Source organism: Microbulbifer sp. 2205BS26-8 (assembly GCF_030731025.1).
Lineage (GTDB): Bacteria > Pseudomonadota > Gammaproteobacteria > Pseudomonadales > Cellvibrionaceae > Microbulbifer > Microbulbifer spongiae.
Window position 1 is genome coordinate 67,854 of record NZ_JAVAMR010000009.1, and the last position, 23,732, is coordinate 91,585.

At 55.3% G+C, this 23,732-nt stretch carries 22 protein-coding genes; 10 read left to right on the forward strand and 12 right to left on the reverse strand.

Features of this window, described 5'->3' with window-relative positions; genetic code table 11:
* Positions 1-135: 135 nt before the first annotated feature.
* Both Q5Y71_RS05035 and Q5Y71_RS05040 read right to left on the reverse strand, forming a co-directional pair.
* Entirely contained in the window at positions 136-873 is a 738-nt protein-coding gene (locus tag Q5Y71_RS05035) for a triacylglycerol lipase (RefSeq protein WP_306040606.1), read from the reverse strand.
* Positions 874-954: 81 nt separating this feature from the next.
* Complete coding sequence (locus Q5Y71_RS05040) at positions 955-1,491, reverse strand: PH domain-containing protein (protein ID WP_306040607.1); 537 nt, start codon at positions 1,489-1,491, stop codon at positions 955-957.
* Positions 1,492-1,631: 140 nt separating this feature from the next.
* On the opposite strand from Q5Y71_RS05040, the gene Q5Y71_RS05045 reads away from it, so the two are divergent.
* Both Q5Y71_RS05045 and Q5Y71_RS05050 read left to right on the forward strand, forming a co-directional pair.
* The gene (locus Q5Y71_RS05045; protein WP_306040608.1) at positions 1,632-2,519 is read left to right on the forward strand and encodes a patatin family protein; all 888 of its coding nucleotides are present in this window, start codon (positions 1,632-1,634) and stop codon (positions 2,517-2,519) included.
* Between the two features lie 99 nt (positions 2,520-2,618).
* A complete protein-coding gene (locus Q5Y71_RS05050) occupies positions 2,619-3,158 on the forward strand; it encodes a GNAT family N-acetyltransferase (protein WP_306040610.1) in 540 nt (179 codons plus the stop codon).
* A gap of 146 nt (positions 3,159-3,304) precedes the next feature.
* Here Q5Y71_RS05050 and Q5Y71_RS05055 read toward each other — a convergent pair whose 3' ends face one another.
* On the reverse strand, positions 3,305-3,973 hold the full coding sequence (locus tag Q5Y71_RS05055) for a DNA-3-methyladenine glycosylase I (protein ID WP_306040611.1): 669 nt from the start codon (positions 3,971-3,973) through the stop codon (positions 3,305-3,307).
* Between the two features lie 271 nt (positions 3,974-4,244).
* Here Q5Y71_RS05055 and greB point away from each other — a divergent pair, with 271 nt between their 5' ends.
* A complete protein-coding gene (gene greB / locus Q5Y71_RS05060; RefSeq protein ID WP_301418241.1) occupies positions 4,245-4,718 on the forward strand; it encodes a transcription elongation factor GreB in 474 nt (157 codons plus the stop codon).
* 99 nt (positions 4,719-4,817) lie between these two features.
* On the opposite strand, the gene Q5Y71_RS05065 is transcribed toward greB, so the two are convergent.
* Entirely contained in the window at positions 4,818-6,767 is a 1,950-nt protein-coding gene (locus tag Q5Y71_RS05065; protein WP_306040614.1) for a S9 family peptidase, read from the reverse strand.
* A gap of 213 nt (positions 6,768-6,980) precedes the next feature.
* Here Q5Y71_RS05065 and Q5Y71_RS05070 point away from each other — a divergent pair, with 213 nt between their 5' ends.
* Positions 6,981-7,835, forward strand: coding sequence for a 3-keto-5-aminohexanoate cleavage protein (locus Q5Y71_RS05070; protein WP_306040616.1), 855 nt, complete (start codon positions 6,981-6,983; stop codon positions 7,833-7,835).
* Positions 7,836-7,996: 161 nt separating this feature from the next.
* Here Q5Y71_RS05070 and Q5Y71_RS05075 read toward each other — a convergent pair whose 3' ends face one another.
* From Q5Y71_RS05075 to map, 8 genes are all read right to left on the reverse strand, one after another.
* Positions 7,997-10,006: an alkyl/aryl-sulfatase gene (locus Q5Y71_RS05075; protein ID WP_306040617.1), complete on the reverse strand. Its 2,010-nt coding sequence runs from the start codon at positions 10,004-10,006 to the stop codon at positions 7,997-7,999.
* 342 nt (positions 10,007-10,348) lie between these two features.
* On the reverse strand, positions 10,349-11,488 hold the full coding sequence (dapE, locus tag Q5Y71_RS05080) for a succinyl-diaminopimelate desuccinylase (protein ID WP_306040619.1): 1,140 nt from the start codon (positions 11,486-11,488) through the stop codon (positions 10,349-10,351).
* Between the two features lie 90 nt (positions 11,489-11,578).
* Positions 11,579-12,613, reverse strand: coding sequence for a 2,3,4,5-tetrahydropyridine-2,6-dicarboxylate N-succinyltransferase (gene dapD / locus Q5Y71_RS05085; protein WP_306040621.1), 1,035 nt, complete (start codon positions 12,611-12,613; stop codon positions 11,579-11,581).
* 9 nt (positions 12,614-12,622) lie between these two features.
* Positions 12,623-12,982 carry an ArsC family reductase gene (locus Q5Y71_RS05090; protein WP_306040623.1) on the reverse strand — a complete coding sequence of 120 codons (360 nt, stop codon included), beginning with the start codon at positions 12,980-12,982 and terminating at the stop codon, positions 12,623-12,625.
* Positions 12,979-13,647 carry an endonuclease III gene (gene nth / locus Q5Y71_RS05095; RefSeq protein WP_306040625.1) on the reverse strand — a complete coding sequence of 223 codons (669 nt, stop codon included), beginning with the start codon at positions 13,645-13,647 and terminating at the stop codon, positions 12,979-12,981. The genes Q5Y71_RS05090 and nth overlap by 4 nt, the downstream gene beginning before the upstream one ends.
* A gap of 55 nt (positions 13,648-13,702) precedes the next feature.
* Entirely contained in the window at positions 13,703-14,875 is a 1,173-nt protein-coding gene (dapC, locus tag Q5Y71_RS05100) for a succinyldiaminopimelate transaminase (RefSeq protein WP_306040627.1), read from the reverse strand.
* 23 nt (positions 14,876-14,898) lie between these two features.
* Complete coding sequence (locus tag Q5Y71_RS05105) at positions 14,899-17,613, reverse strand: [protein-PII] uridylyltransferase (RefSeq protein ID WP_306040628.1); 2,715 nt, start codon at positions 17,611-17,613, stop codon at positions 14,899-14,901.
* A 99-nt stretch (positions 17,614-17,712) separates the two neighbouring features.
* Positions 17,713-18,483, reverse strand: a complete 771-nt coding sequence (gene map / locus Q5Y71_RS05110; RefSeq protein WP_306040629.1) for a type I methionyl aminopeptidase — start codon at positions 18,481-18,483, stop codon at positions 17,713-17,715.
* Positions 18,484-18,777: 294 nt separating this feature from the next.
* Here map and rpsB point away from each other — a divergent pair, with 294 nt between their 5' ends.
* From rpsB to Q5Y71_RS05140, 6 genes are all read left to right on the forward strand, one after another.
* Complete coding sequence (gene rpsB / locus Q5Y71_RS05115; RefSeq protein ID WP_306040630.1) at positions 18,778-19,527, forward strand: 30S ribosomal protein S2; 750 nt, start codon at positions 18,778-18,780, stop codon at positions 19,525-19,527.
* Between the two features lie 114 nt (positions 19,528-19,641).
* Entirely contained in the window at positions 19,642-20,505 is an 864-nt protein-coding gene (tsf, locus tag Q5Y71_RS05120; protein WP_306040631.1) for a translation elongation factor Ts, read from the forward strand.
* 161 nt (positions 20,506-20,666) lie between these two features.
* On the forward strand, positions 20,667-21,404 hold the full coding sequence (gene pyrH, locus Q5Y71_RS05125) for a UMP kinase (protein WP_301418267.1): 738 nt from the start codon (positions 20,667-20,669) through the stop codon (positions 21,402-21,404).
* A complete protein-coding gene (gene frr, locus Q5Y71_RS05130) occupies positions 21,401-21,958 on the forward strand; it encodes a ribosome recycling factor (protein WP_306040632.1) in 558 nt (185 codons plus the stop codon). Before pyrH ends, frr begins: the two co-directional genes overlap by 4 nt.
* Positions 21,958-22,713, forward strand: coding sequence for a polyprenyl diphosphate synthase (gene uppS / locus Q5Y71_RS05135; RefSeq protein WP_306040634.1), 756 nt, complete (start codon positions 21,958-21,960; stop codon positions 22,711-22,713). The genes frr and uppS overlap by 1 nt, the downstream gene beginning before the upstream one ends.
* A gap of 125 nt (positions 22,714-22,838) precedes the next feature.
* Entirely contained in the window at positions 22,839-23,684 is an 846-nt protein-coding gene (locus Q5Y71_RS05140; RefSeq protein WP_306040635.1) for a phosphatidate cytidylyltransferase, read from the forward strand.
* Positions 23,685-23,732 lie beyond the last annotated feature (48 nt).

The following is a 23,732-nucleotide window of genomic DNA, read 5'->3' on the forward strand; positions in this document are numbered from 1 at the left end:
CGATAAGAGGAGTGTAAAGCTCCCTGCATGGCCCAACCAAGGTTTCGGCTTTGGTGGGCGGAAGAAAAAAAGTGACTGGTTGCATCGCCAAAATCGAAGCGGCGTTTGCATTGGTCGAAGAGGACAGACAGCGCATTAATCAGAAATTGTGGCAGTGTTCGCACGAGCGAAAGTGCCGTGCTTGAGATAGTGGAGAACCTGGGTAATAACCCTTCTGTCTTTCATCATAAATACGTGGGTAACCGGCATTTCCAGGTGATCATTCATCCCCTCCAGCTTGGTACTGGAGACCGAGACTTTACCATCATCCGTGTCCGGAATCAGCTGTGACAGTATCAGGTTGATACTGCGAGTGCCGGCAATGATGCCCACATCGAAGTTTGCACGCCCCAGCTTGTTGGGAACACTCAGGGCACCGGTGCCCAGTTGTAAGCCGGCATCACCAAAGACAAATTGAAAACCCGGGAAATGGCCGAGTTTGTCCACCACTTCACTGCCTCTGTTAGGCGGCCCCAGCATGACCACACGGTTCAGGTTTTCAACTCCCGCCTGACTCAGATACTGACGGACAAGAATTCCGCCCAAAGAGTGAGTGACAAAATTGACTTCGTCCTGATCGGCACAGGTTTCCAGTGCCGGAGTGATGGCTTTGCCGGCAAGCTCTTCAATGGGGAATTTTGTGGAGGGATAGTTTACGTTGACGGTTTTGTAGCCTGCGGCGCTGATTGCCTGCGCCAATCTGGCCATGGAGGCGTCGGACTTGGCCAGGCCATGCAAAAGAATCACACAGGCAGAATGGGCACTCACCGACAGGGTGCTCAGAGAGAGCGCCAGGGCGACAATCAGTTTCTTCATTGGCTTCGTTTCAATCATGCGGCTGTCAGAAGCAGTATGCTGTCCCCTCAGGAAAATGCCAAGCGCGCCAGTGATCAGCCTTAGCCGGTTGGCAAAGAGCTAGCAGTATTGTTGAAGTAACTCCGCCATCTGCTCTGGTCTATCTGGAGTGACTACCAGGGTTCTTGTGGGAAAACGCAACACCACGGCCTTATCGTGATTTGTGGCAAAAGCCCTGTAACGCCCCAGCGCCTTGTTCTGGAACAGGCCGATATAACCAAACAGCCCCCCATTGCCAAATAGGCGTACCGATCCTTGCATTGCGGAGGGATTTGCCTGGGCTTCGGTCAAACCGTCCAGGGGAATGGCGGTTTTCCAGCCGGGACGGAGAATCAGTAGGGTATTGTTGCGGATAGTGTAGCCGCGAATGGCAAACAGGGCGCAGAGCAGCAGTATGCCCAGCGGCAGGGCAATGGCGATGCTATAGAGGGTGGAGGGAGATTCTGGAATCTTTAGTGTCAGGATAAGGGGGATCGCCAGTAGTAAAGCCGTACTCAGTGCAGTGGTCAATTTGAGCTGGCGATTCCAGGGCGCATGAAAAACAGTGGAATACATAGAGGTTTTTTGAAAGATGGGTAGCCAGGGTATTGCAATCATAGTGCTGTTGAACTCCTTTTGGCAAAAGTGCTGTGTCGTAGTCGGGAAGTGGGAAAGGGCGCTGGCCTTCCTGCCTCTGGGCTGGACAGGGGGGGTACAGGGGCATAGTGCAAATGCACAGTGATAGCGATGGTGAATCTATGAGCACTGCAGGTAGGGATAAGGCGCCTCTCTCGGCGTTGGTGGTAGAAGGGGGCGCTATGCGGGGCATCTTTGCGGCCGGGGTGCTGGATGCCTTTCTCGAGGCAGATTACCGGCCCTTTGATTTTGCCATTGGTGTTTCCGCGGGTGCTACCAACCTGATTGGCTACCTGGCGGGGGATCACGGTCGCAGCCGCAGGATTTTGCTGGATCACGCCCGACGGGCGGACTTCATCGACTGGCGCCGCTATTTACGCGGCGGCCACTTCTGTGATATCAGCTGGCTGTGGCACGCCTCTTATAAAGATGAACCCCTCAATATCCAGCGTTATACAGAAAATGCGGTACCACTTTATGCAGTGACTACCAGTATCGTCAGCGGACAGGCCTGCTATATGCGGGTAACGCCGCACAATATGCATGAAGTGTTTCCCGCTTCCTGCGCCATTCCGGTTGTGTACCGGAATTTCCCCCCGGTAAATGGCGAGCCGATGACCGATGGAGGCCTGGCGGATTCTATCCCGGTTATTTGGGCTTACCGACAAGGAGCCCGTGATATCACTGTCGTGCGGTCGCGTCCACGAGAATATCGAAAGCGGGTCGGGCCCGCACCAAAATTTATCAAGCAGTTTTTCCATGACCATGCGCGCCTGTTTGAAACAGTGCTGGAACGCGGGGAAAGATACAACCGGGCCCTGGATTTTATGGATTCTCCCCCGGAGGACTGCCGCATCTCGGTGATAGCGCCTCCGAAACAGTTTCCGGTAAAGCGCTTTACCCAGGAGGCTGATCTGCTGGAGAAAGGATATGCCTGTGGCAGGGCACTGGGATGGAAATTCCTGTGTGACGGGATAGGAATAGACACCCCGGTATCTGCTGCTGAGTAAATCCATCCCAAATAGGTAAACCCCCATGGGGCTTGGCGAGTCGGGTCGGCAGTGGTGTTTTCGATATATTCGGCATCTTTTTCCTCTTGGGAGCAGGCAGTGTTTGGAGGACTGGTGGAGATACGATTGGCTGAGGTAGGTGATGGGGCGGCACTGTCTGATTTTTATACCAGAAATGCGGATCACCTGCGACGTTGGGAACCCACCAGAAGCGGTGCATATCACAGGGTTCCGGTCTGGGAGCGAAGATTGCAGGCTTGGCAGGCTGAGTTTCAGGAAGGGCGATCTGTCCACTTCCTGGGTATCCTCCCGGATGCTTCCAGGGTTATTACCGTCTGCTCCCTGATCAATATTATTCGGTGGCCGTTCCAGGCGTGTAACATGGGGTATGCGGTAGACCGGCACTGTGAGGGACGAGGCGTGATGAAAACACTGTGTGGCCATGTAGTGGCCTATGCCTTCGATGTGTTGAAATTAAATCGGGTGATGGCTAACTACATGCCCGATAACCATCGCTCCGCAGCGCTTTTGCGCAGTCTGGATTTTACAATCGAATGGGTTGCAAAACGCTATTTGTTGATCAATGGCTGCTGGGAGGACCATGTTCTCACCGCGAGGATTAACACCAAAAAGGCTTGACCTGGGGTATGTCATACAGCTCAAACTTTGTCATCGCACCCTTGCCTGTACTGGAAGACCGGGAATTTATTGGGTTGCTTGTGGTTGCTGCAATGCGTCTTCATGGGTGTTCGCCACCCCGTTTGTTCATAAGTAAACCACTGTGCCTACCCCACCGAAAACGATAAAATCTGGCTGATTTCATTCAAGCTGCGATTGGACTGCGCCTGCCAGATTTCAACCGCCTGCTGCAAGGCGGCCCAGTCTTTTTTCGATGAGGGAGACTTCTCCACTACCCCTTCCCGAACCAAAGCCCGTACTGTGTCACTGGCAAAAATCAAAGTATCCACTCCCATTCGGCGCAGAAACACCTGGGCAGTTTTCCCTCCCAGCCTGTCTCCTTCCCTCCTCAGCAGTTTCAGGTTTTCCACATAGTTATCGGTATTCCAGCTGGCGAAGTACTTTCCCAGGCTGCCATGGGTATGGGACAGGTACCAAAAGAAATCCGCATTTTTTTGTATGGACCGGGTCTTTTTCCAATGCCGTACCATCCCTTTCTGGTGCATCAGGTCATCGAGGGCCCCTTCAGACAGATAGCGGCAAAAAGACAGGTCAAAACCGTGAAAAACCGTCTCAATGTCCGGCCATTTCTTTTCGATCACGTTCCAACTGAACCCCGCCTGAAATACGGCTTTGGCGGCTGCAGATAACCACTGGTTGTTTGGGATCTGCATGAGGTACTCTGGCGGTTTCGGCTTGACAAGCCGGTCTTTGAGTCTGTCCTCACCACCAAACCGGTCGATCACCGGGGCGGCAATATCGTTGAAATCCCGCATACAGATTTATTTCCTTTTTCCCAATGCCCCTATTGCTCCCAGGGAGTGCTGGTCGGGCATTGCATTCTCTGGTCGAGTAACCGTCTGGGGCAATGATCCCAGTTACCCCATAAATTGCCCACTTTCCTCACTGAAGCGGGTAGGCTAACCTTTTCACCGCTGGTTGTAATTGATCCAACTGCCCTTGGGTGATAGGTGAACATCTGGACGTGTCTCTGGTCCGGCAGGATGACAGGGGAAATCTTCAGGAATTGAAACAAGCAGGTTTTCAGTGAAAACGCTACTCATAACGAAGCAGGGCTATGAAGCGCTCAAAGAGGAACTCAATACGCTCTGGCGTGTAGAACGCCCTGATATCACAAAGCGGGTGAGCTGGGCTGCCAGTCTGGGAGATCGCAGTGAGAATGCGGACTATCAGTACAATAAAAAACGTTTGCGGGAGATTGATCGCCGCGTCCGCTATCTGCGAAAGCGCATAGAGACCCTTAAGGTTGTGGAGTACAGTCCCGAACAGGAAGGTAAAGTCTTCTTTGGCGCCTGGGTGGAGGTGGAGGATGATGAAGGTGCGGTGCTGAGGTTTCGCATCGTGGGGTATGACGAGATCTTTAGCCGTAAAGACTACATATCCGTCGACTCACCCATGGCCAGGGCGCTTTTGAACAAGGCGGTGGGTGATGAAGCTGAGGTCGTGACAGATGCCGGCGTCAAGATTTGGTCTATCAATTTGATCGAGTATAAACAATAGCTTTCAACGCACGACTTTCAGCCTGGAAACCCACTGGGTTTCCAGGCAACCACAGGTTACCATCCCGGTCATGCAATTTCCCTTATTGCCAGGGGGCATCTAAGCAAGATTCTCAATATCAATACCTGGACCGGGTTCTGCCAGTGGAAAGCCGAAAATACGGCTGTAAAATTCCAGTTCCCCCTCCAGAGCCATCTCAATGCTGTCTCCACTGCGAAAACCGTGACCCTCGTTGGCAAAGGTGATCAGAGATACCGGAATTCCGCGAAGCTTCAGTGCCTGCACCATGGTTTCGGCCTGGTTGGGCGGGACCACCTTGTCCTCCATACCCTGAAAGAAAATAACCGGACAGCACAGCTTTTCCACGTGGTGGATCGGTGAGCGTTCACGGTAAACGGCTTCTGCTGCGGGCCAGGGACCGACCAGTTTGTCCAGATAGCGGGATTCAAACTTGTGGGTATCCTTGGCCAGGCTACTGAGTTGGCCAATGCCATAGTGGCTGGCGCCAGCTTTGAAGGTATCGTGGAAAGTCAGGGCGGCGAGCACGGTATAGCCGCCGGCACTGCCGCCTTTGATCAACAGCCGCTCAGGATCTGCCAGTCCCTGGGAAACCAAATACTGCGCTCCGGCGCACACCTCCTCCACATCGTAGAGCCCCCATTGGTGTGCGAGGCGGTCACGATACCTGCGCCCGTAGCCAGTGCTGCCGGAGTAATTGACATCCAGAATGGCGAAGCCGCGGCTGGTCCAGTACTGCACTTTCAGGTTGAGACCAGCAGAGGTGGCACCGGTTGGGCCGCCGTGGCTGAAGACAATGAGCGGGGGCTTTTCACGCTTCGGAGCGCTAAACTGCGGGTTGTGTGGTGGGTAATAAAAGCCGTATACCTCCCTACCATCCAGGGTAAAGGTAATTTCCCGGGCATTAGAAAAGAGATTGGCCGGTAAATCAGTGCTGTTACTCTTGGCAATCACTTGGAGGGCTTGATTGGCGCGGTTAAAGGCGACCACGGCGGGAAACCGGTCTGAGCCGGCGGCAATCATCACGGCTTTGCCGTTCTCACAGTGCAGGCTTTCGATACCGCAGTAGGGTTGTTGAATGGCCTGATGCACACCGGTGAGCGTATGGATTAGCGCCAGGGACCAGCGGCCGGCCTCCGTAAAAGTGCAAAGAATCTCCTCGGTACCGACAAAGCCATAAGTGGACATACCGAACGTCCACTGGGGTGTGGCGAATTCCGCTTTCTTTTCCCACAGAGGTGTGTCGGAGCCCAGGCGGTAGAGGTTCCACCAGTTGTTGCGATCTGAAACATAGAAGAGTTCCCCTCTCGGTGACCATTGGGGCTGGAAAATAGACTCGTTTTCCCCACCGGCTACCTGCACAACTGTGCTGATTTCACCTCCATTATCTATTGTGGCAATACACAGTTCGGTGGCATCCCAGGGGAGATTGGGGTGGTGCCAGCGCAGGAAAGCCAATTTGCTGCCCTCAGCATTCAGGGTTGGGCTGGAGTAAAAATCCGCTCCCTCCAGCAAAACCTTGGGCGCACAGGGCAGTGGTTTGCCCAGGTCGATCGCGATGATGCGTGCGCGAGGTTCCACACCTTCACTGAGATTGCGATGATCCTCCTCAACACAAATCAGGCGGTTGCGCTTCTCGTCCAGCACCAGGTCCGCATAGCGGCAATCCCGCCTGGGGGTAATGGCCTCGGGTTGGGCACCGCTCAACGGCATGCGGTAGAGACACTGGTCCTCGGCAAGCACAAAATACAGGGTATCTCCCTGCACCAGATAGCTGCCACCGCCGTACTCGTGGGCTTTGGAGCGGATGCTCAAAGGGGCCAAAACCAGGTCTCGCCGCCCCTGTTGCGGGCAGGATTCAACCAGCACATTGCGGCCCTGCTCGGCCGGGCGGGATTCCAGCCAGTAATAGCGCCCCTTGTGCAGGCTGGTTTCCGACAGACGCACACTGGTTTTGGCAATGAGTTTGGCATTGATTGCGGATTTCCAACTGCCGTAGGGGGCGATTTTCGTTTCAGGGGCCTCGATCATTGAACTTTCACTTACTCAGCGGGTTTTGGGCATTCTGCCGAGCGGGTAGTGCGGTTACAAGGTGTCTTTTTCTGGCGCTTGTGCTGTGCTAGGCTGCTGCTCCCAAGCAAGCGCTTGGTCTCTATGTATGACCTGTCCGTACGCATTCGCTGGAACCGGTTTAGAGATCTCGGCTTTATAGAGAGTCCAAATAGAACATTCAGGAGAGTCGCGATGTCTGATGAAGTGGTTATTACCTGCGCCCTGACCGGTGTGCTCACCAATCCTCAGCAACATCCGGTACCGGTAACGCCGACGGAAATGGCGAACTCTGCCCGTGACGCTTATGATGCCGGGGCATCGGTTATGCACGTGCACTTTCGTAACCAGGAGCGCGGGAAGGGGCACCTGCCCAGTTGGGACCCGCAAGTAGCACTGGAAATTGCCGCTGCGATTCGGGATAAGTGTCCGGGCGTTATTTTAAATTTTTCCACTGGTACCATCGGGCGAGACCAACGCGGTCCTCTGGCATGTGTGCGCGCCGGCAAGCCGGAGATCGCCGCTTGCAATGCCGGCAGTCTCAACTACCTGAAGGCGCGTGCCAACGGGTCCTGGGCTTGGCCGCCGATGGTGTTCGACAACCCGGTAGAAAAAGTGGCGGAGCTGCTTGGGGTTTGTGCTGAAGTGGGCACAAGACCAGAGTTCGAGTGTTTCGACCTGGGCATCGTGCGCTCAGTTGGCATGTATGCGGATGTGGGCATGGTGGACAAGCCCAATTACAATCTGGTGATGGGGGTGGCCTCGGGAATGCCCGCTGACCCTGAGCTATTGGCATTGATGCCCAAATATATGAAGTCCGGCAGTCTTTGGCAAAGTACAGTGATTGGACGGGACGAAATCTGGCCGGTGCACCGCAAGACGGCCGAACTGGGTGGACATTTGCGCACCGGGGTTGAGGATACATTTTATCTGCCTGACGGGGATCGTTCCCGTGGCAATGGCCAGTTGATTGAAGCCCTGGTGGCGGTGGCAGAAGAGTGTGGGCGCAAGGTAGTATCCCCGCAAAGGGCCCGGGACATTTTTTGCTAGCGATCTTCAGTGCTGGCCTCTGCAAGCCATGCAAGAACTTGAAATTTCGATTGTGGCCTAAAGGACGCTGGTGCATAGGCAGTTCAGGTTATTTCCAGCCCTGTTTGTGCCTGGACGTTTCATCTCTGCGTTGTGACTTTACATCGTACTCACAATTCCTTTTATGGCTCGACAATAGGGAAGTTGCCCTTTGGCATATCAAACAGGGAAATGAACTTCAAAAAATCCAGTTTGCTGCCTTGAAGGCGAATATCTTCAGATCCCAGTATCTCACTGAGCCCAGCGCGGCCCACCAGCAGATCAATAAACAGTGGATGTGTAATGGATAACCGGGCATTGGTCCCGGCAGGGATTTCACCGCTGCGGTAGTGTAAGACTGAATTGCGTAGCTGCAGGGTAAACGTCTGGCCGATATCGGTAAAATGGATACCAATCACCAACTGCAGATCTTCCGTATCCTCGGCTTTCAGCCTGACGCTCAAGGCCTGCATAAAGTGTTCAATCGGGGTCTCCCACAACAGCTCGATCGCATCATTCATATTCACCCCCTGCCTGGGAGGGCCGTTCAGCAACTCATAGGATGCTGTCAGATAAGCATCCCGCCAGGGAGCGGACTCTGCCTGATAGGCCAGTTGTTGATAAGCATCGGCCAGAAGTTGTTTTGCCTCTACATGTGTGGGTTCGGCAAAGATGACGTGGTTCAGCACTTCCGCGACCCAGCGATACTCCCCTTTGGCGAAGGAATCCCTGGCCCTGCTTACTACAGCATCCGCGCCGCCCATATATTCCAGGTATTTCCTGCCAGCCAGTGGAGGGGGCAGTGGATTCAGGTTGGCAGGATTGCCGTCATACCAGCCAAAATAATACTGGTACACGGCCTTACTATTATGGCTGAGGGTACCGTAGTAACCGCGATTATAAAAGACAGAAGACAGTGAGCTCGGGATACTAATCTGTTCTGCAATTTCGTTTGGGGTGCTGCCCCGGTTGGCATAACGTAGGGTTTGATCGTGAATAAAGCGGTAAAGATCGGCCTGCTTGGTTAAGAATGCCTGAATCTGGTCCCTGCCCAATATTGGCCAGTGGTGACTGCCAAAATAAATGTCGGCCTGTGAAAACTGGATTCTGGCCTTTTCTATGGCCTGGCTCCAGCTTAAGGCATTGCGCACCTTAGCGCCACGCAGAGTATATAAATTGTGTTGGGTTCTTGAGACCACCTCAGCGCCGCAAAAGGCCTGTTTGGCTGGCAGATAAAACATGAGTTCGGCAGGCGCTTCACTGCCGGGTGCATTTTGGAATACAAACTCCACGCCATCGATCGTTTTATGCTGTCTCGGCTGATCAATCGTCATCGTGGGTGTTAAAATACTGGTACTGCCAAATACGGGTTCTTTGCCAAGCCCCGAATCAATGTGGCCGGTCACAGAGCGCGGTAATCGCTTTCCATACATAAACATAGCACGCCGGGTCATCGCTGGACCGGTGACAATATTCTCACTGGTCGCCGCCTCCATAAAACCCTCGGGCGCAACAACCACAATATTGCCTACTTCAAGATCGACAGGGGATACCACGCCCATCGCACCACCGAAGTGGTCGATATGGCTGTGGGTAAAAATGATGCCGGTAATGGGTTTAGCGCCCAACTGGGCTTGCGCAAACCGCAAGGCAATGCCAGCGGTTTCGATTGTGGTTAAAGGGTCAACCAGTATCCAGCCTGTATCGCCCTCGATGATCGTCATATTGGCCAGATCAAACCCGCGCAGTTGGTACACGCCGTCAGTCACTCTGAACAAACCGCGAATATTGTTCAAAGCGGCCTGTCGCCAAAGGCTCGGGTTGACGGTTGCCGGTGCTTTTCCCTGAATAAAACCATAGGCGGATGGCTCCCAAAGGATGCGCCCCAGACCATTTTCAATACTCTCCAAGGGGGCTTCGGCAATCAGGCCCCGTGTGGCTTGTTCAAACTCTGCCGAGGAGGACAAATCCAATTCGGGGGCAAACTGTTGGTTGTATTCCTGGGTTGCAACACTGGCCTCGCTGGCCTGATCAATAATGCCTGTAGTATCCCGCTGGCAGGCGCACAGCAAAAATAGAGCCAGACCAAAAAAACAATTGCGGGTATTCAAGGGTACGCTCCCACTACTATCGGAGAATTGTTCATAGTGCACACTGCCACCTGATGAATTTACTGGTTATCCCTTTTGAAAGCTGTAGGGGATCAAGCGTTAGTTGTGCACGGAGATATAATGACGATGCAGGGATAAATATAATCTCTTGGATACGTAATACCGTATTGCCAGCGTAATACTGGGAGCATGCCACCTCAATCGGTATCCCATCTAGAGATTCCCTTTTCTTATTGTCACGCTGAGCATACCACGGGTGTGTGGGAGGGAGGACCCCAGGTTGGGCGGTGTGTTTAGTAAGTTGCCCTTTGGAGCTCCTGCGTGGCTGGGTTGTAGGAAGTATAGGGGCACATTGTCCCGCCCGTTTAGTGTCACGAGCCCCGCTTACCGACTGGCCAGCAGTTGCCGCAATATTTCCCGGTAGATATCCTTGAGTTGGTCCAGGTGTTGTGCCTTCACACACTCGTCGATCTGATGGATGGTGGCATTTACCGGGCCCAGTTCCACCACCTGCGCACCGGTTGGTGCGATAAAGCGGCCGTCCGAGGTGCCCCCGGCGGTGGATAGTTTGGTCACTATACCCGTGACTGTGAGAATCGCCTCCTGCACCGTCTGGACCAGGGGCCCCCCGGCGGTGAGGAAGGGGGTTCCGGAAAGGTTGAAGTCTGCCTCGTAGCGTAGATTGTACCTGTCCAAAATACGACGCGTGCGCAGTTCCAGCTCCTCTGCGGAAGATTCCGTTGAGAAGCGCCAGTTACAGAGGAGATCCACCTCTGCGGGGATGACATTGCTGACCCCGGTGCCCCCATTGATATTGGACACCTGAAAGGTGGTAGCAGGAAAAAATTGGTTGCCCTGATCCCACTTCTCGGTGGTCAGTTCGGCCAAAGCCGGAGCCAGTGCATGGATGGGATTTTTGGCCAGGTGGGGGTAGGCCACGTGGCCCTGCACACCCAAGACCTTCAGTGCCAGGCCCAACGAACCGCGCCGACCGTTTTTGATGACATCACCGAGATGCTCGCTGCTGGAAGGCTCCCCGACAATACAGCAGTCGATCTGTTCCCCCCTCTCCTGTAGCCATTCAATCACTTTGACGGTGCCATCGATTGCCGGCCCTTCCTCGTCGCTGGTGACCAGAAAAGCAATGCGTCCGCAGTGCTGAGGATGCTCAGTCACAAACGCTTCACAGGCCACGACCATCGCGGCAAGAGAGCCTTTCATATCGGCGGCGCCGCGGCCATACAGGAAGCCGTCCCGTATCTGCGGTTCGAAAGGCGGGCTGCACCAGTGTTCCTCTGGTCCGGTTGGCACCACATCGGTATGACCGGCGAAAGCGAGCAGCGGACCCGCACTTTGTCCATTGCGAACTGCCCAGAAATTGTCGGTATCACCGCGGCGCAGCCTGATCGTTTGAAAGCCGATGTTTTCCAGGCGCTGGATCATCAGGTCCATACAACCGGCATCTTCAGGGGTGATGGAGCGGCGGCGGATCAGGTCACAGGCGAGTTCCAGGGTGGGGGTCACGAGAGTATTCCTGTATCGGTTGTTCATCTCTGGTCGGCGCTGGGTAGTCAAAAGCGCAGGTTGCAGTGGCCGGCCCAGCGCTTGACCGCACTAATTGCTATGCAGGACGGTATTCAGTTCAACGGCGCTTTTGTTGGTCAAGCACTCCACCGCGCCATTGGTGGAGTTCCTGCGAAAGAGCAGGTCGGACTTGCCGGCCAGTGCGCGTGCCTTGATGTGCTCTACCAACTGGCCGCTGTCATCCATCAGAGCGACTTTGGTGCCGGCGGTAATGTAGAGGCCGGCCTCCACCGTGCAGCGATCCCCCAGGGGAATACCGATGCCGGCGTTGGCACCGAGCAGGCAGTTTTCGCCCACGGAAATGACGATATTCCCACCTCCGGAAAGGGTGCCCATAGTGGAACTGCCACCACCCAGATCCGAGCCCTGGTGGACAAAGACCCCGGCGGAGATACGCCCCTCGATCATATTGGGGCCTTGGGTACCAGCGTTAAAGTTGACAAAACCCTCGTGCATGATGGTGGTGCCTTCGCCCAAATAGGCGCCGAGGCGCACGCGAGCGGTATGGGCGATACGGATCCCGGCGGGCACCACGTAATCGGTCATTTTGGGGAATTTGTCCACACAGGACACCATCAGAAATTCTCCTTTAAGCCTGGCCTCCAACTGGCGCTGGGGTAGCTCTGTCAGGTCAATCGCACCCTGGTTTGTCCAGGCGACGTTGACCAGCCTGGAAAAGATGCCCTCCAGATTGGTCTCGTGGGGTTTCACCAGGCGGTGGGAGAGCAGGTGTAACTTCAGGTAGGCCTCGGGTACAGATTGTGGTGGTGCATCACTGCAGAGCACAACAACCGTGAGGGGGCGTCCGGTGGTGGCGAATCGCTGGAGAATTTCTGCCTGCTCATCGGCGCCAGCACGCAGTAGTGTATCTGCGAGGATGGGCAGGTGAGTGGCGCTCAGGGGCAGGCTGTGGTTGCCGCCATCGATGTGCAGGGTTTCCTTTACTGCAGCGGCCACGGCGGTGCTGGGCTTAAACAGTGGCTTGGGGTAGAAGACTTCCAGCCAGTCACCCTTGCTGTTACAGGTACCGATACCAAACCCGATACTATAGGTATTGTCCTTCAATGTTCTCTCCTAGTTGTACTGGCCGGTGAGCTGGGCGAATTCCGCTTCTTTAAAACCGAAGCGGGTGCTGTTAGCGGTGCTGGTCACTGGGCGTCTGATCAGGGTGGGCGTCTCGCTGGCAAGTGCCAGTGCCGTATCGTTGTCCATGCAGTTTTTCTGTTCGTCGCTAAGAGTCCGCCAACTGGTGGATCGGCGGTTCAGCACTTCCTGCCAGCCAAACTCCTGCAGCCAGCGTTTGAGTGGCACAGCCTGCATGCCGTCCTCACGGAAATCGTGAAAATGGTGATCGATCCCATTTTTCTCAAGCCATTTGCGGGCTTTCTTTACGGTATCGCAGTTTTTTATGCCGTACAGAGTAATCACAATCATGCCTTTTTGGTTTTCTTTGGATTTTTGCGGTTGGGGTAACAGGTAGTGCAGATCTCGCACTGGGTACCGTCACAGCCCCGCGCGGAGCAGAATTCCCGACCATAGAAAATAATCTGCAAATGTAATTTATTCCACTTTTCTTTAGGGAAAAGTCGCTTCAGATCTTTTTCGGTCTGGTTGACGTTCCTGCCGCTGGTGAGCCCCCAGCGCTGGGCCAGGCGATGAATATGGGTGTCAACCGGGAAGGCCGGGTGGCCGAAAGCCTGTGACATCACCACGCTGGCGGTTTTGTGGCCGACGCCGGGGAGGGTTTCCAGTGCAGCCATATTTTCCGGTACGGCGCTGTGGTATTCATTGACCAGAATTTGTGACAGTTTGCTGATCGCCTTGGATTTCTGCGGTGACAACCCGCAGGGACGGATAACCGCCTGGATTTTTTCCACGGGAACCAGGGCCATGTCCCGGGGGTTATCCGCCAGCTTCCAGAGCGCGGGAGTGACCTGGTTGACGCGTTCGTCGGTACACTGGGCGGACAGCAGCACTGCAACCAGCAGGGTATAGGGGTCTTTGTGGTCGAGAGGGACGGGGGTTTCCGGATAGAGTGCCTCCAGTTGCTGCTGGATATAGGCTACCCGCTCTCGCTTGAGTAGATTTCTTACTGCCATGCTTCGCTACGCCTGGGGTGGGCTCCTGTAATGGTATTTCTTTGCCGGGGGTGCCTTAACGGCAGAAGGTTCGAATGCGCTGAGCGGCCTCCACACATTCCTGCAGTGTTGCCACCAGTGCAATGCGCACATAGCTGCTGCCGGGATTCACACCTTCGCTGTCGCGGGCCAGATAGGCTCCCGGGAGTACGGTGATATTCTGTTGTCGAAACAGCGTTTTGGCAAAGTGTTCGCCATCGCCGACAAAGGGCCACAGATAAAAGCCAGCCTGGGGCCGCTCTACGTCGAGGCAACCATTGAGGATATCGAGTACAGTGGTAAATTTCTCCCGATAGAGCGCGCGATTTTGCCGCACGTGCTGTTCATCCCGCCAGGCGGCGACGGAGGCGTATTGCGCGTAGAGTGGCATGGCGCAGCCGTGATAGGTGCGATAGAGTGAGAATTTTTCCAGCAGTTGTGCATCGCCTGCAACAAACCCTGAGCGCAACCCCGGTAAGTTGGAGCGCTTCGACAGACTGTGAAAAACCACGCAGCGGCGGAAGTCGCTGCGGCCGATGTCTTCGCAAGCCTGCAGGAGGCCCACTGGGGGTGCCCCTTCGTCGAAGTAGAGTTCCGAGTAGCACTCGTCTGCGGCAATGGTGAAATCGTAGCGGTCCGCCAACTGGATCAGCTGATGAAAATCCGCAGCCTCCAGCATGGCGCCGGTGGGGTTGCCCGGCGAGCAGAGATAGACAAGATCGCACTGGTGCCACACCGCCGCGGAAACCGCGGCGAAATCCGCTTTGAAGCCATTTGCGGCCTGGCAGTTGACAAGGTGTGGTTTGGCACCGGCGAGCAGTGCGCCCCCTTCATAGATCTGGTAGAAGGGATTGGGCATCAATACCTTGCTGCCCGTTGACACCATGGCTTGGGCGAAGGCAAACAACCCTTCGCGGGTACCGCTGACCGGCAATACCTGGGTTTCGGCGCAGACGTTTGCAAGCTGAAATCGCGCCCGCAGCCAATTGGCAATGGCCGCCCTCAGAGGCGCTATGCCCCTGGTAGGCGGATATTGCGGGAGCTTGTCCAGATGCTTGATGAGTTCGTCGCAGACAAATGCCGGCGGTGTGTGTTTTGGTTCGCCCATAGCGAGGGCGATATGTGGTTTATCCGCCGGCTTCAGTCCCGCTTTCAAAGACCGGAGTTTGCTGAAGGGATAGGGCTGCAGCCGATCCAGATTGGGATTCATGGCAGTGTTGTCCGCGGTTTCAATTAGGGCTGCTGTGGCGCCCGGTAGTCGTCCAGCTCCCGACAGATGGCCTCCTCCAGTGCGCGATTGGCCGCTGTTGCACAGAGTGGTCGGCCCTCGGCATCGGTAATGTGGAAGACATCCTCCACGCGCTCCCCGAGGGTAGTTATCCTGGCGTTGTGCAGGCGCAGGCCATGGGCAATAAAAATACGTGCGATGCGCGCGAGCAGGCCGGGCCTGTCTGCACTGGTTATCTCCAGGGTGCTGTAGTGGTCACCGGGCTCGGTGGACAGGTGTGCCCGACTCTCCAGCTCAAACATTTTTAGACGCCGGGGCGTGCGCCGCTGTATAACCTTGGAATAGTCCTCCACCAGGGCCAGTTCCCGTTGCAGCGTATCGCGAATCTGCCGCAATCGCTGCGGTTCGTCCAGCAGGGGCTGGCCGGATTCATCCAGTACGTAAAAGGTGTCAAGGGTATAGCCAGAGGCGGAATTGTACAGGCGCGCATCGTGCACGCTCAGATTGAGCAAGTCGAGGCCGGTCACCGCGGCGGCAAATACATTGGGCCTGTCGGGCGTGTATACAAAGACCTGAGTGGCGCCGTCGTGCTCGCCGGGGCCGGAATTGCGGGTGAGCACCAGGGTATCACGCTGCTCCAGCGGGGTATTGCCGTGCAGTTCGTGGATCGCGGCGGTGTGCCAGGCAATGTTGTCGGCACTCTCGCGTACAAAGTAGTCCTCGCCCATCTGTGCCCAAATACTCTTTACCCCAGTCTCGGACAGCCCCAGGGCGCGCAGCTTCTCCAGAGCCTGGCCGCGGGTTTCGGCAATAATTTCCTCGCGATCAATGGGATTCTCAAGTCCCCGGCGCAGGGCGTGCTGGGTGGCCTGGTAGAGTTGGCGCAAAAGACTGGCGCGCCAGCTATTCCACAGTTCCGGATTAGTGGCATTAATATCTGCCACTGTCAAAGCGTAGAGGTAATCCAGGTGCTCGCGATCACCTACTTCGCGGGCGAAGGCATGCACCACTTCCGGGTCGCTGATGTCCTGTTTTTGGGATACCTGGCTCATCAGCAGGTGCTTTTCCACAAGCCAGCAGACCAGGCGCTGGTCCCGTGCGGGCAACTGGTGACGTTGGCAGAAATGAACGGCATCCAGAACACCGAGCTTTGAGTGATCACCGCCGCGACCCTTGGCGATATCGTGGTAGAGGCCGGCGATATACAGCAACTCCGGTTGGCGCGTGCGAGTGAGTATCTCCGCGGCAATGGGAAACCGTTCCTGCGCCTCGGGGCTGCGAAAACTGCGCATATTGCGCACAACCTGCAGGGTGTGCGCATCTACGGTGTAAATGTGGAAGAGATCGTGCTGCATCTGCCCTGTGACCCGTCCGAACTCCGGCAGGTAGCGCCCGAGAATGCCATAGCGGGTCATGCGTGTGAGCTGGCTGGAGAGGCCGCGCGGCGAGCGCAGCAACTGCATAAACAGCGCGCTATTGGCCGGGTTGGCACGAAAGTCTTCATTGATCAAGAGGCGGTGTGCCCGTATCAGGCGAATGGTGGAGGCGCGTACGCCAGTGATCTTTGGGTTTTGAGCCATCAGCACGAAAATTTCCAGCAGTGCCGAGGGGTGTTCGCTAAAAACCTGAGGGTAGGTAACTTCAATGGTATCGTCACGCAGCTGAAAGCGCTCGTTTACCGGAGTGATGGTGTGTGCCCTGCCGCGCTGCAGGATCACTTCGCCGAGATACTGCAGGAGTACATCGTTGAGTTCGCGCAATGACATGACGACACGGTAGTAATTGTGCATAAATTGCTCTACTGCCAGCTGTGAGTCGGTGTCTACGTAACCAAATTGTTTTGCCAGCGTTCTCTGGTAATCGAACAGCAGGCGCTCCTCAGCGCGTCCGGCGAGCAGGTGCAGGCCGTAGCGCAGGCGCCACAGGAAGGTCTCGCCGGAGCGTAGGATGGCAAATTCCTCCTCGGTTAACAGTCTGCCCTGTAGCTGCTTCAGGGTGCGTACGGGGAAGAAGTACTTGGCAACCCAGGTGATGATCTGGATATCCCGCAGCCCGCCGGGAGTATTTTTGATGTTGGGCTCCAGGATATTTTCCGCCGCCTGCTGGCGGTTATGGCGCGCTTCCTGCTCGGCGAGCTTGGCGAGGAAAAATGCTTCTGCGGGCCATGGTTTGCTGTGGTCCATGCGGATTGCCAGCTGTTTTCCGGGTTTCTCGTCCCCGACTACGGTGCGGGATTCAGTGAGGTTTGTGACAACGGTAATATCCTGCGCGGCCAGTGCCAGGCATTCCCCCACGCTGCGCACCGAGTGACCGATATCCAGGCCCAGATCCCAGAGAAAAGTCACGAGCTGCTCGATGTTGTCCACGCTACCGGTATCGAGGCTGCTGTCGGTGAGTATCAGCAGATCGATGTCCGAATGCGGGTGCAGTTCGCCCCGGCCGTAGCCCCCGACGGCAAGCAGTCCGATACCGGGCTTCCAGAGGTACTGGTGCCAGGCGTAGTGCAACAGGCAGTCCACAAATAGCGCGCGCTCATGTACCAGGGTGCCCACGTCCTCCCCTTCGCGGAACCTATCCGCCATCTGCTGCTCTGCCGCACTGACGGCGTCCTTGAAAATCTGAAGCGGTGGCTTGTCACCGGCGGCGAGGTCCCGGCGAAAGCGGGTCTGATCAAAGAAAAACAGGGGGGGCTCGAAGTAAGGGGGGCTTGCCGGCTGCATGGATAGATCCGCTTGGCTGTGTTCTGGTATGTGAATGCCACAGGGAGTCCCAGCATCAATCAACCGAAGCCGGGCGTTGTGAAGCGTACAGCGTGCTGGCTAAAAATGCTCTTCGCTCCGTGCGGTCAGTATCTCCACGCCGCTGTCGGTGACTGCCATTGTGTGTTCCCACTGTGCAGACAGGCGACGGTCTTTGGTAATAGCAGTCCAGCCGTCACTGAGGACACGGGTAACGGCTTTGCCCGCGTTGATCATTGGCTCGATGGTGAAGGTCATGCCCTCGCTCAGTGCGTCCCCAGTGCCCGGCTGGCCGTAGTGCAATATTTGTGGTTCCTCGTGGAAGACGTCGCCGATACCGTGACCACAGAAATCACGCACCACGGAGTAGTAATTCTTTTCTGCGTGTTGCTGTATAACGTGGCCGATGTCACCGAGGGTTGTGCCTGGATGTACTATCTCGATGGCTTTGTACAGGCATTCCTGGGTGACGCGCACCAGGCGCTCGGCATGTGTCGCAGGTTTGCCGGCAAAGAACATTTTACTGGTGTCGCCGTACCAGCCATCCTTGATGACGGTGACATCAATATTGATGATGTCGCCCTTTTTCAGGATCTTGTTTTTGGACGGTATACCGTGGCAAACCACTTCGTTAACCGAAGTACAGATGGATTTGGGAAAACCGCGGTAGCCGAGGCAGGCGGGGATCGCTTTTTGTACATTGACTATATGGTCGTGGCAGCGCTGGTCCAGTTCTTCCGTACTGACTCCGGGGACGACATACTCGCCAATCATTTCCAGGACCTCTGCAGCGAGGCGACCTGCAGTGCGCATCTTGGCGATCTGTTCCGGGGTCTTGATGGTCGAAGTCATGCGTATCCTTTGTCTCTGTGTCAAGGGAGGGGCGGGCCCGATACAAGGCGCCATTGTAGCGGATTGCCGCTGGCGGGGCATACCGTGCCGGTCCCGGCTGCACTGGGGCGGGCTTATTGCCTGCCTATCTTCACTCGGGTTGGGGATTGTGGTATAAAGCGCGCCGCTCCCGACTACTTCGAGCTTTCGGGGCGAAAAATGCCGAACACGCATCGGCACATGTATCTGGGTGCCTCGAGAGGGGTTGATGCATGGGATGTGTGGAAGTCTAACCCGTACAGTTAAAGGTTTATTATGCCGCAAGTAAGCATGCGCGACATGTTGCAGGCCGGTGTCCATTTTGGCCACCAGACCCGCTATTGGAACCCGAAGATGGGTCAATTCATCTTTGGCGCCCGTAATAAGATTCACATCATCAACCTTGAGCACACTGTGCCGGCTTTTAATGAAGCCCTGCAGGTGATCAAGGGGATGGCTGCCCAGAAAAAAAAGATACTGTTCGTAGGCACCAAGCGCGCCGCACAGAAGTCTGTTAAAGAGCAGGCTGAGCGCTGTGGCCAGCCTTACGTCAGTAATCGCTGGCTGGGTGGAATGCTCACCAACTACAAAACGATCCGCGTTTCTATCAAGCGTTTTCGCGATCTGGAAACCCAATCCCGGGACGGTACCTTTGAAAAGCTGACCAAGAAGGAAGCTCTGATGCGCACCCGCACCATGGAGAAGCTGGAGCGCTCTATTGGGGGTATCAAGGATATGGGCGGTCTGCCTGACGCGGTCTTTGTTATTGATGTTGAGCACGAGCGCATCGCTATCCAGGAGGCGAACAAGCTGGGCATTCCGGTCATCGGTGTTGTCGATACCAACAGCGATCCCTCTGGCGTCGACTATGTGATTCCCGGCAACGACGACGCGATCCGCGCTATTAAGCTTTACACCACAGCGGTGGCGGACGCAGTACTTGCCGGTGCGACCGAGGCCGGCAGTGCTGTGACCAAAAAAGACGAATACGTTGAAGCTAGTGATGATGAAGCGGCTGCAGAGTAATTTGCTGGATGCCATGGTGTAGCACAGTAGCGTTACACTGCGAACTTAAAAAAGGGGCCCGGGTAACGGCCCCTTTTTTCTAATTTTTAGTAATAGAACCCCGAGGATTTAATCATGGCGATTACCGCGTCTATGGTAAAAGAATTGCGCGAGCGCACCGGTCTCCCAATGATGGAGTGTAAAAAGGCGCTCACTGCAGCGGATGGCGATATCGAGAAAGCGATTGAGGATCTGCGCAAAGCCTCCGGTCTGAAGGCGGCGAAGAAGGCTGGTCGCACTGCTGCAGATGGCGTTGTTGCTGGAAAAGTTGCCGAAGACGGCAGCTTCGGCGTATTGGTTGAAGTGAACTCGGAAACCGACTTCGTCGCCCGCGACGATAATTTTCAATTGTTTGTTGCAAAGGTGGTCGACAAGGCATTCTCTGAACGCCAGCGGGATGTTGCTACGCTGATGGAAGGCGAGCTGGAGAGCGCTCGCGAGGCTCTGGTACAGAAAATTGGTGAGAATATTGGTGTGCGCCGTATCCAGCTAGTGGAAGCCCCGGTTGTCGGTGCTTATGTGCACTCTAACAGTCGTATCGCCGCGCTGGTGGCCCTCAGCGGCAGCAATACCGAATTGGCGAAAGACGTTGCCATGCACGTGACCGCGGTCAACCCGCAGGTGAACAAGCCGGAGGATATGCCTGAGGATGTTCTTGAGAAAGAGAAGGACATCATCAAGGCTCAGCCCGACATGGATGGCAAGCCGGCCGAAATCGTTGAGAAGATGATGGGTGGTCGAATCAAGAAGTTCCTCAAAGAGAACAGCCTGGTTGAACAGCCGTTTGTCAAAAACCCGGATGTGAGTATCGGCAAACTGGTGAAAGAGGCCGGTGCCGATGTGGTTTCCTTTGTGCGTTTTGAAGTGGGTGAAGGGATCGAGAAAGAAGAAGTGGACTTCGCAGCCGAAGTTGCCGCGCAGGTTAAGTCCACTTCCTGATCGTGAAGTGAGGGCGCTATTGATCCGTGCACTGTTGGGGTGTCTCCACTGCGCTTACTGAGAATGCAGTGGGGCATACCCCTGTGTAAATTACAGATAGCATTAGGATGTTCGACGCCAGTGCTTGGCCACTAAACAGGTATCTAGGAGAGGACCGACGCATGCCCGGAATTAAGGATCGTAAATACAAGAGAATTCTCTTAAAACTCAGCGGTGAAGAACTGATGGGTGATCAGGGCTTTGGTATCAGTCCCAAAGTGCTGGATAAAATGGCCCTGGAGATTGGTCAACTGGTGGGCATTGGGGTACAGGTTGGCTTGGTAGTCGGGGGTGGCAACCTGTTCCGAGGTGCTGCGCTGAACGCCGCTGGCCTCGATCGCGTTACCGGCGACCATATGGGAATGCTGGCAACGGTAATGAATGCTCTGGCTCTGCGCGATGCTCTGGAGAGATCCGATATCTCCTCGCGGGTCATGTCATCCATTCAAATGAGCGGTATTGTTGACCATTACGACCGTCGCGCTGCAATTCGCTATCTGGAACGGGGCGAAGTGCTGATTTTTGCTGCTGGCACTGGCAATCCCTTTTTTACCACAGACTCCGCAGCGTGTTTGCGTGGGATCGAGATTGAAGCGGAACTGGTGCTTAAGGCCACCAAGGTGGATGGTGTCTACTCAGCCGACCCAGTGCTCGATCCCGCAGCGGCTCGTTACGACCAACTGACTTACGACGAAGTGTTGAATAAAAAGCTGGGTGTGATGGACTTGACTGCAATTTGTCTCTGCCGTGAGCACAACATGCCCGTGCGGGTTTTTCGCATGGATAAAGCCGGTGCGCTACTCAATATCGTGGTGGGCGGTGAGGAAGGCACGCTAATTGAAGAGGAGGTGAAATCGTGATTGAAGATATCAAACAGGATGCCCGGGCTCGAATGAGCAAAGCGCTCGATGCACTGGCCGGCACTTTCAATAAGATCCGTACTGGTCGCGCGCACCCGAGTATTCTCGATGGCATTCATGTCTCTTATTACGGTGCTGATACACCGCTGTCCCAGGTGGCCAATATCACCGTAGAAGATGCGCGCACTCTGTCGGTAACGCCCTGGGAAAGAAGCCTGGTGCCGGATATCGAAAAAGCGATTATGAAGTCTGATCTTGGATTGAATCCCAGCACTGCCGGGGCGGTTATTCGTATCCCCATGCCTGCGCTGACTGAGGAAACCCGCAAGAATTTTATTCGCCAGGCCAAGGGCGAAGCGGAAACTGCACGTGTTTCCATTCGCAATATCCGTCGCGATGCGCTGACCGTAGTGAAGTCTTTGGTCAAGGATAAGGAAATTTCAGAAGATGACGAGCGACGTGCTGGCGATGAGATTCAGAAAATTACCGATCAGTTTGTTGCGGGTGTCGATCAGGCACTTGTGGCTAAAGAAAAAGATCTGATGGAAATTTAATGGCCTTAGGTGGTACCGAGGTGAATGATCCCGGCCCCAGGCATATCGCCATCATTATGGATGGCAACGGGCGCTGGGCCGCGCGTCGGGGACTCTCTCCTTCGGCAGGCCACAAGGCAGGGGCTGAGCGCATCCGCGATTTGTTGTCTGCGTGCAGAAATCGTGGTGTAAAAGCATTGACGCTATTTGCTTTTTCCAGTGAGAACTGGCAGCGTCCACCTAAAGAGGTGGCGCTGTTGATGCGCCTGTTTCACTCTTATTTGCGCAAAGAGGCCCGGCGTATATGCGACGAAGGTGTGCGCCTGAGGGTGATTGGGCGGCGGGACCGCTTTTCTCTGCGTCTTCAGCGCGCCATTGCCGAGGCGGAGGAGATTACCTGTGGGGGAGATCAGGGAGACCTGGTGATTGCGGCAGATTACGGTGGGCGCTGGGATATTGCCCAGGCTGCGCGCAGGCTTGCCGAAGAGGTGGTGGATGGCAAGCGCACAGTAGAGTCTATTGATGAGGAGGCAATGGAAGGTCATATGCAACTCGCCGATTTGCCGCCGGTAGATCTGTTAATAAGATCCAGTGGGGAGCAGCGCATCAGCAATTTTATTTTGTGGCAAGCCGCTTACAGCGAATTCTTTTTTACCGATATATTGTGGCCTGATTTTGGCGAGGCCGCCCTGGATGAGGCAATCGCGTTGTTTAAGCAGCGTGACCGGCGCTTTGGTGGGCGAGCCGCGGCGGGTGACAGTGCGATGCCGGCCTGATTGATACCGGCTGGAAGCGGAGTCATTTTTTGCCGGCACAAAGTTTTTGGGGATACTATAGAGAGTGTTCTTGTTCGGCGCGATATATGCAGGCAGAGTACGGGTGCAGATATAAGGGGTTTGCGGTGCTAAAACAAAGAATAATTACTGCTTTGGTCTTACTGGCACTGTTTTCCGGGGTTTTATTTCTGTTGCCGATGCAATGGTATTCGCTGGTGTTTGTCGCCGTGATTTTGCTGGGTGGCTGGGAGTGGGCCAACCTTTCCAATCTCAACCGCGCACTGCGCTTAGTTTTTCTCTCCTCGCTGGGTGGCGCCCTGATAGCCACTGCCCAGTATGTGTTTTCAATGGATTTCAGTTCTCCGGATATCGACCGCGGACGCCAAATACTGGCGGTTGCCTGTGGTTGGTGGGCACTGGCTTTTCTATGGGTACAGAGTTATCCGGCCAGTGCCGTGCTGTGGGGCAACCGCTGGATTTGCGGACTGGTTGGTCTGGTTGTATTGGTGCCCAGCTGGCTGTCTTTGGTGATCCTGCGCGGACTTGATCACGGCGCTTGGCTGGTACTCTACGTTGTGGCCATTGTTGTAGCCGCGGATGTGGGCGCCTATTTTGTTGGTCGCAAGTTCGGCAGACGCAAACTGGCCAGAGAGGTGAGCCCCGGCAAGTCGTGGGAGGGTTTTTTTGGGGGATTGGGTGCCTGCCTGATCCTCGCGCTTGCAACCTCATTCCTGTTTCAACTGCCCTTGAAGAACACGCTTCTTTTTACCTTCGGAGTGTTGGTAACGGCACTCGCCTCGGTCATTGGCGATTTGCTGGAGAGTATGTTTAAGCGTCACCGTGGCATCAAAGACAGCAGCCGAATATTGCCTGGCCACGGTGGGGTTATGGATAGGATCGACAGCCTCTGCGCGGCTTTGCCGGTGTTTACCATGGCCGCGCTGGCCAGTGAACTGCACAAATATCTCTAGCTGGCGCCGATAAATTTGTAACACGTGTCTCTCCGTGCTCCTGCCAAT

Coding starts and splice junctions, on each gene's coding strand:
- Q5Y71_RS05035 (WP_306040606.1), bottom strand. CDS start 873: ATGATTGAAACGAAGCCAATGAAGAAACTGATTGTCGCCCTGGCGCTC.
- Q5Y71_RS05040 (WP_306040607.1), bottom strand. CDS start 1,491: ATGATTGCAATACCCTGGCTACCCATCTTTCAAAAAACCTCTATGTAT.
- Q5Y71_RS05045 (WP_306040608.1), top strand. CDS start 1,632: ATGAGCACTGCAGGTAGGGATAAGGCGCCTCTCTCGGCGTTGGTGGTA.
- Q5Y71_RS05055 (WP_306040611.1), bottom strand. CDS start 3,973: ATGCGGGATTTCAACGATATTGCCGCCCCGGTGATCGACCGGTTTGGT.
- Q5Y71_RS05065 (WP_306040614.1), bottom strand. CDS start 6,767: ATGATCGAGGCCCCTGAAACGAAAATCGCCCCCTACGGCAGTTGGAAA.
- Q5Y71_RS05070 (WP_306040616.1), top strand. CDS start 6,981: ATGTCTGATGAAGTGGTTATTACCTGCGCCCTGACCGGTGTGCTCACC.
- Q5Y71_RS05090 (WP_306040623.1), bottom strand. CDS start 12,982: ATGATTGTGATTACTCTGTACGGCATAAAAAACTGCGATACCGTAAAG.
- nth (WP_306040625.1), bottom strand. CDS start 13,647: ATGGCAGTAAGAAATCTACTCAAGCGAGAGCGGGTAGCCTATATCCAG.
- dapC (WP_306040627.1), bottom strand. CDS start 14,875: ATGAATCCCAATCTGGATCGGCTGCAGCCCTATCCCTTCAGCAAACTC.
- Q5Y71_RS05105 (WP_306040628.1), bottom strand. CDS start 17,613: ATGCAGCCGGCAAGCCCCCCTTACTTCGAGCCCCCCCTGTTTTTCTTT.
- map (WP_306040629.1), bottom strand. CDS start 18,483: ATGACTTCGACCATCAAGACCCCGGAACAGATCGCCAAGATGCGCACT.
- rpsB (WP_306040630.1), top strand. CDS start 18,778: ATGCCGCAAGTAAGCATGCGCGACATGTTGCAGGCCGGTGTCCATTTT.
- tsf (WP_306040631.1), top strand. CDS start 19,642: ATGGCGATTACCGCGTCTATGGTAAAAGAATTGCGCGAGCGCACCGGT.
- pyrH (WP_301418267.1), top strand. CDS start 20,667: ATGCCCGGAATTAAGGATCGTAAATACAAGAGAATTCTCTTAAAACTC.
- uppS (WP_306040634.1), top strand. CDS start 21,958: ATGGCCTTAGGTGGTACCGAGGTGAATGATCCCGGCCCCAGGCATATC.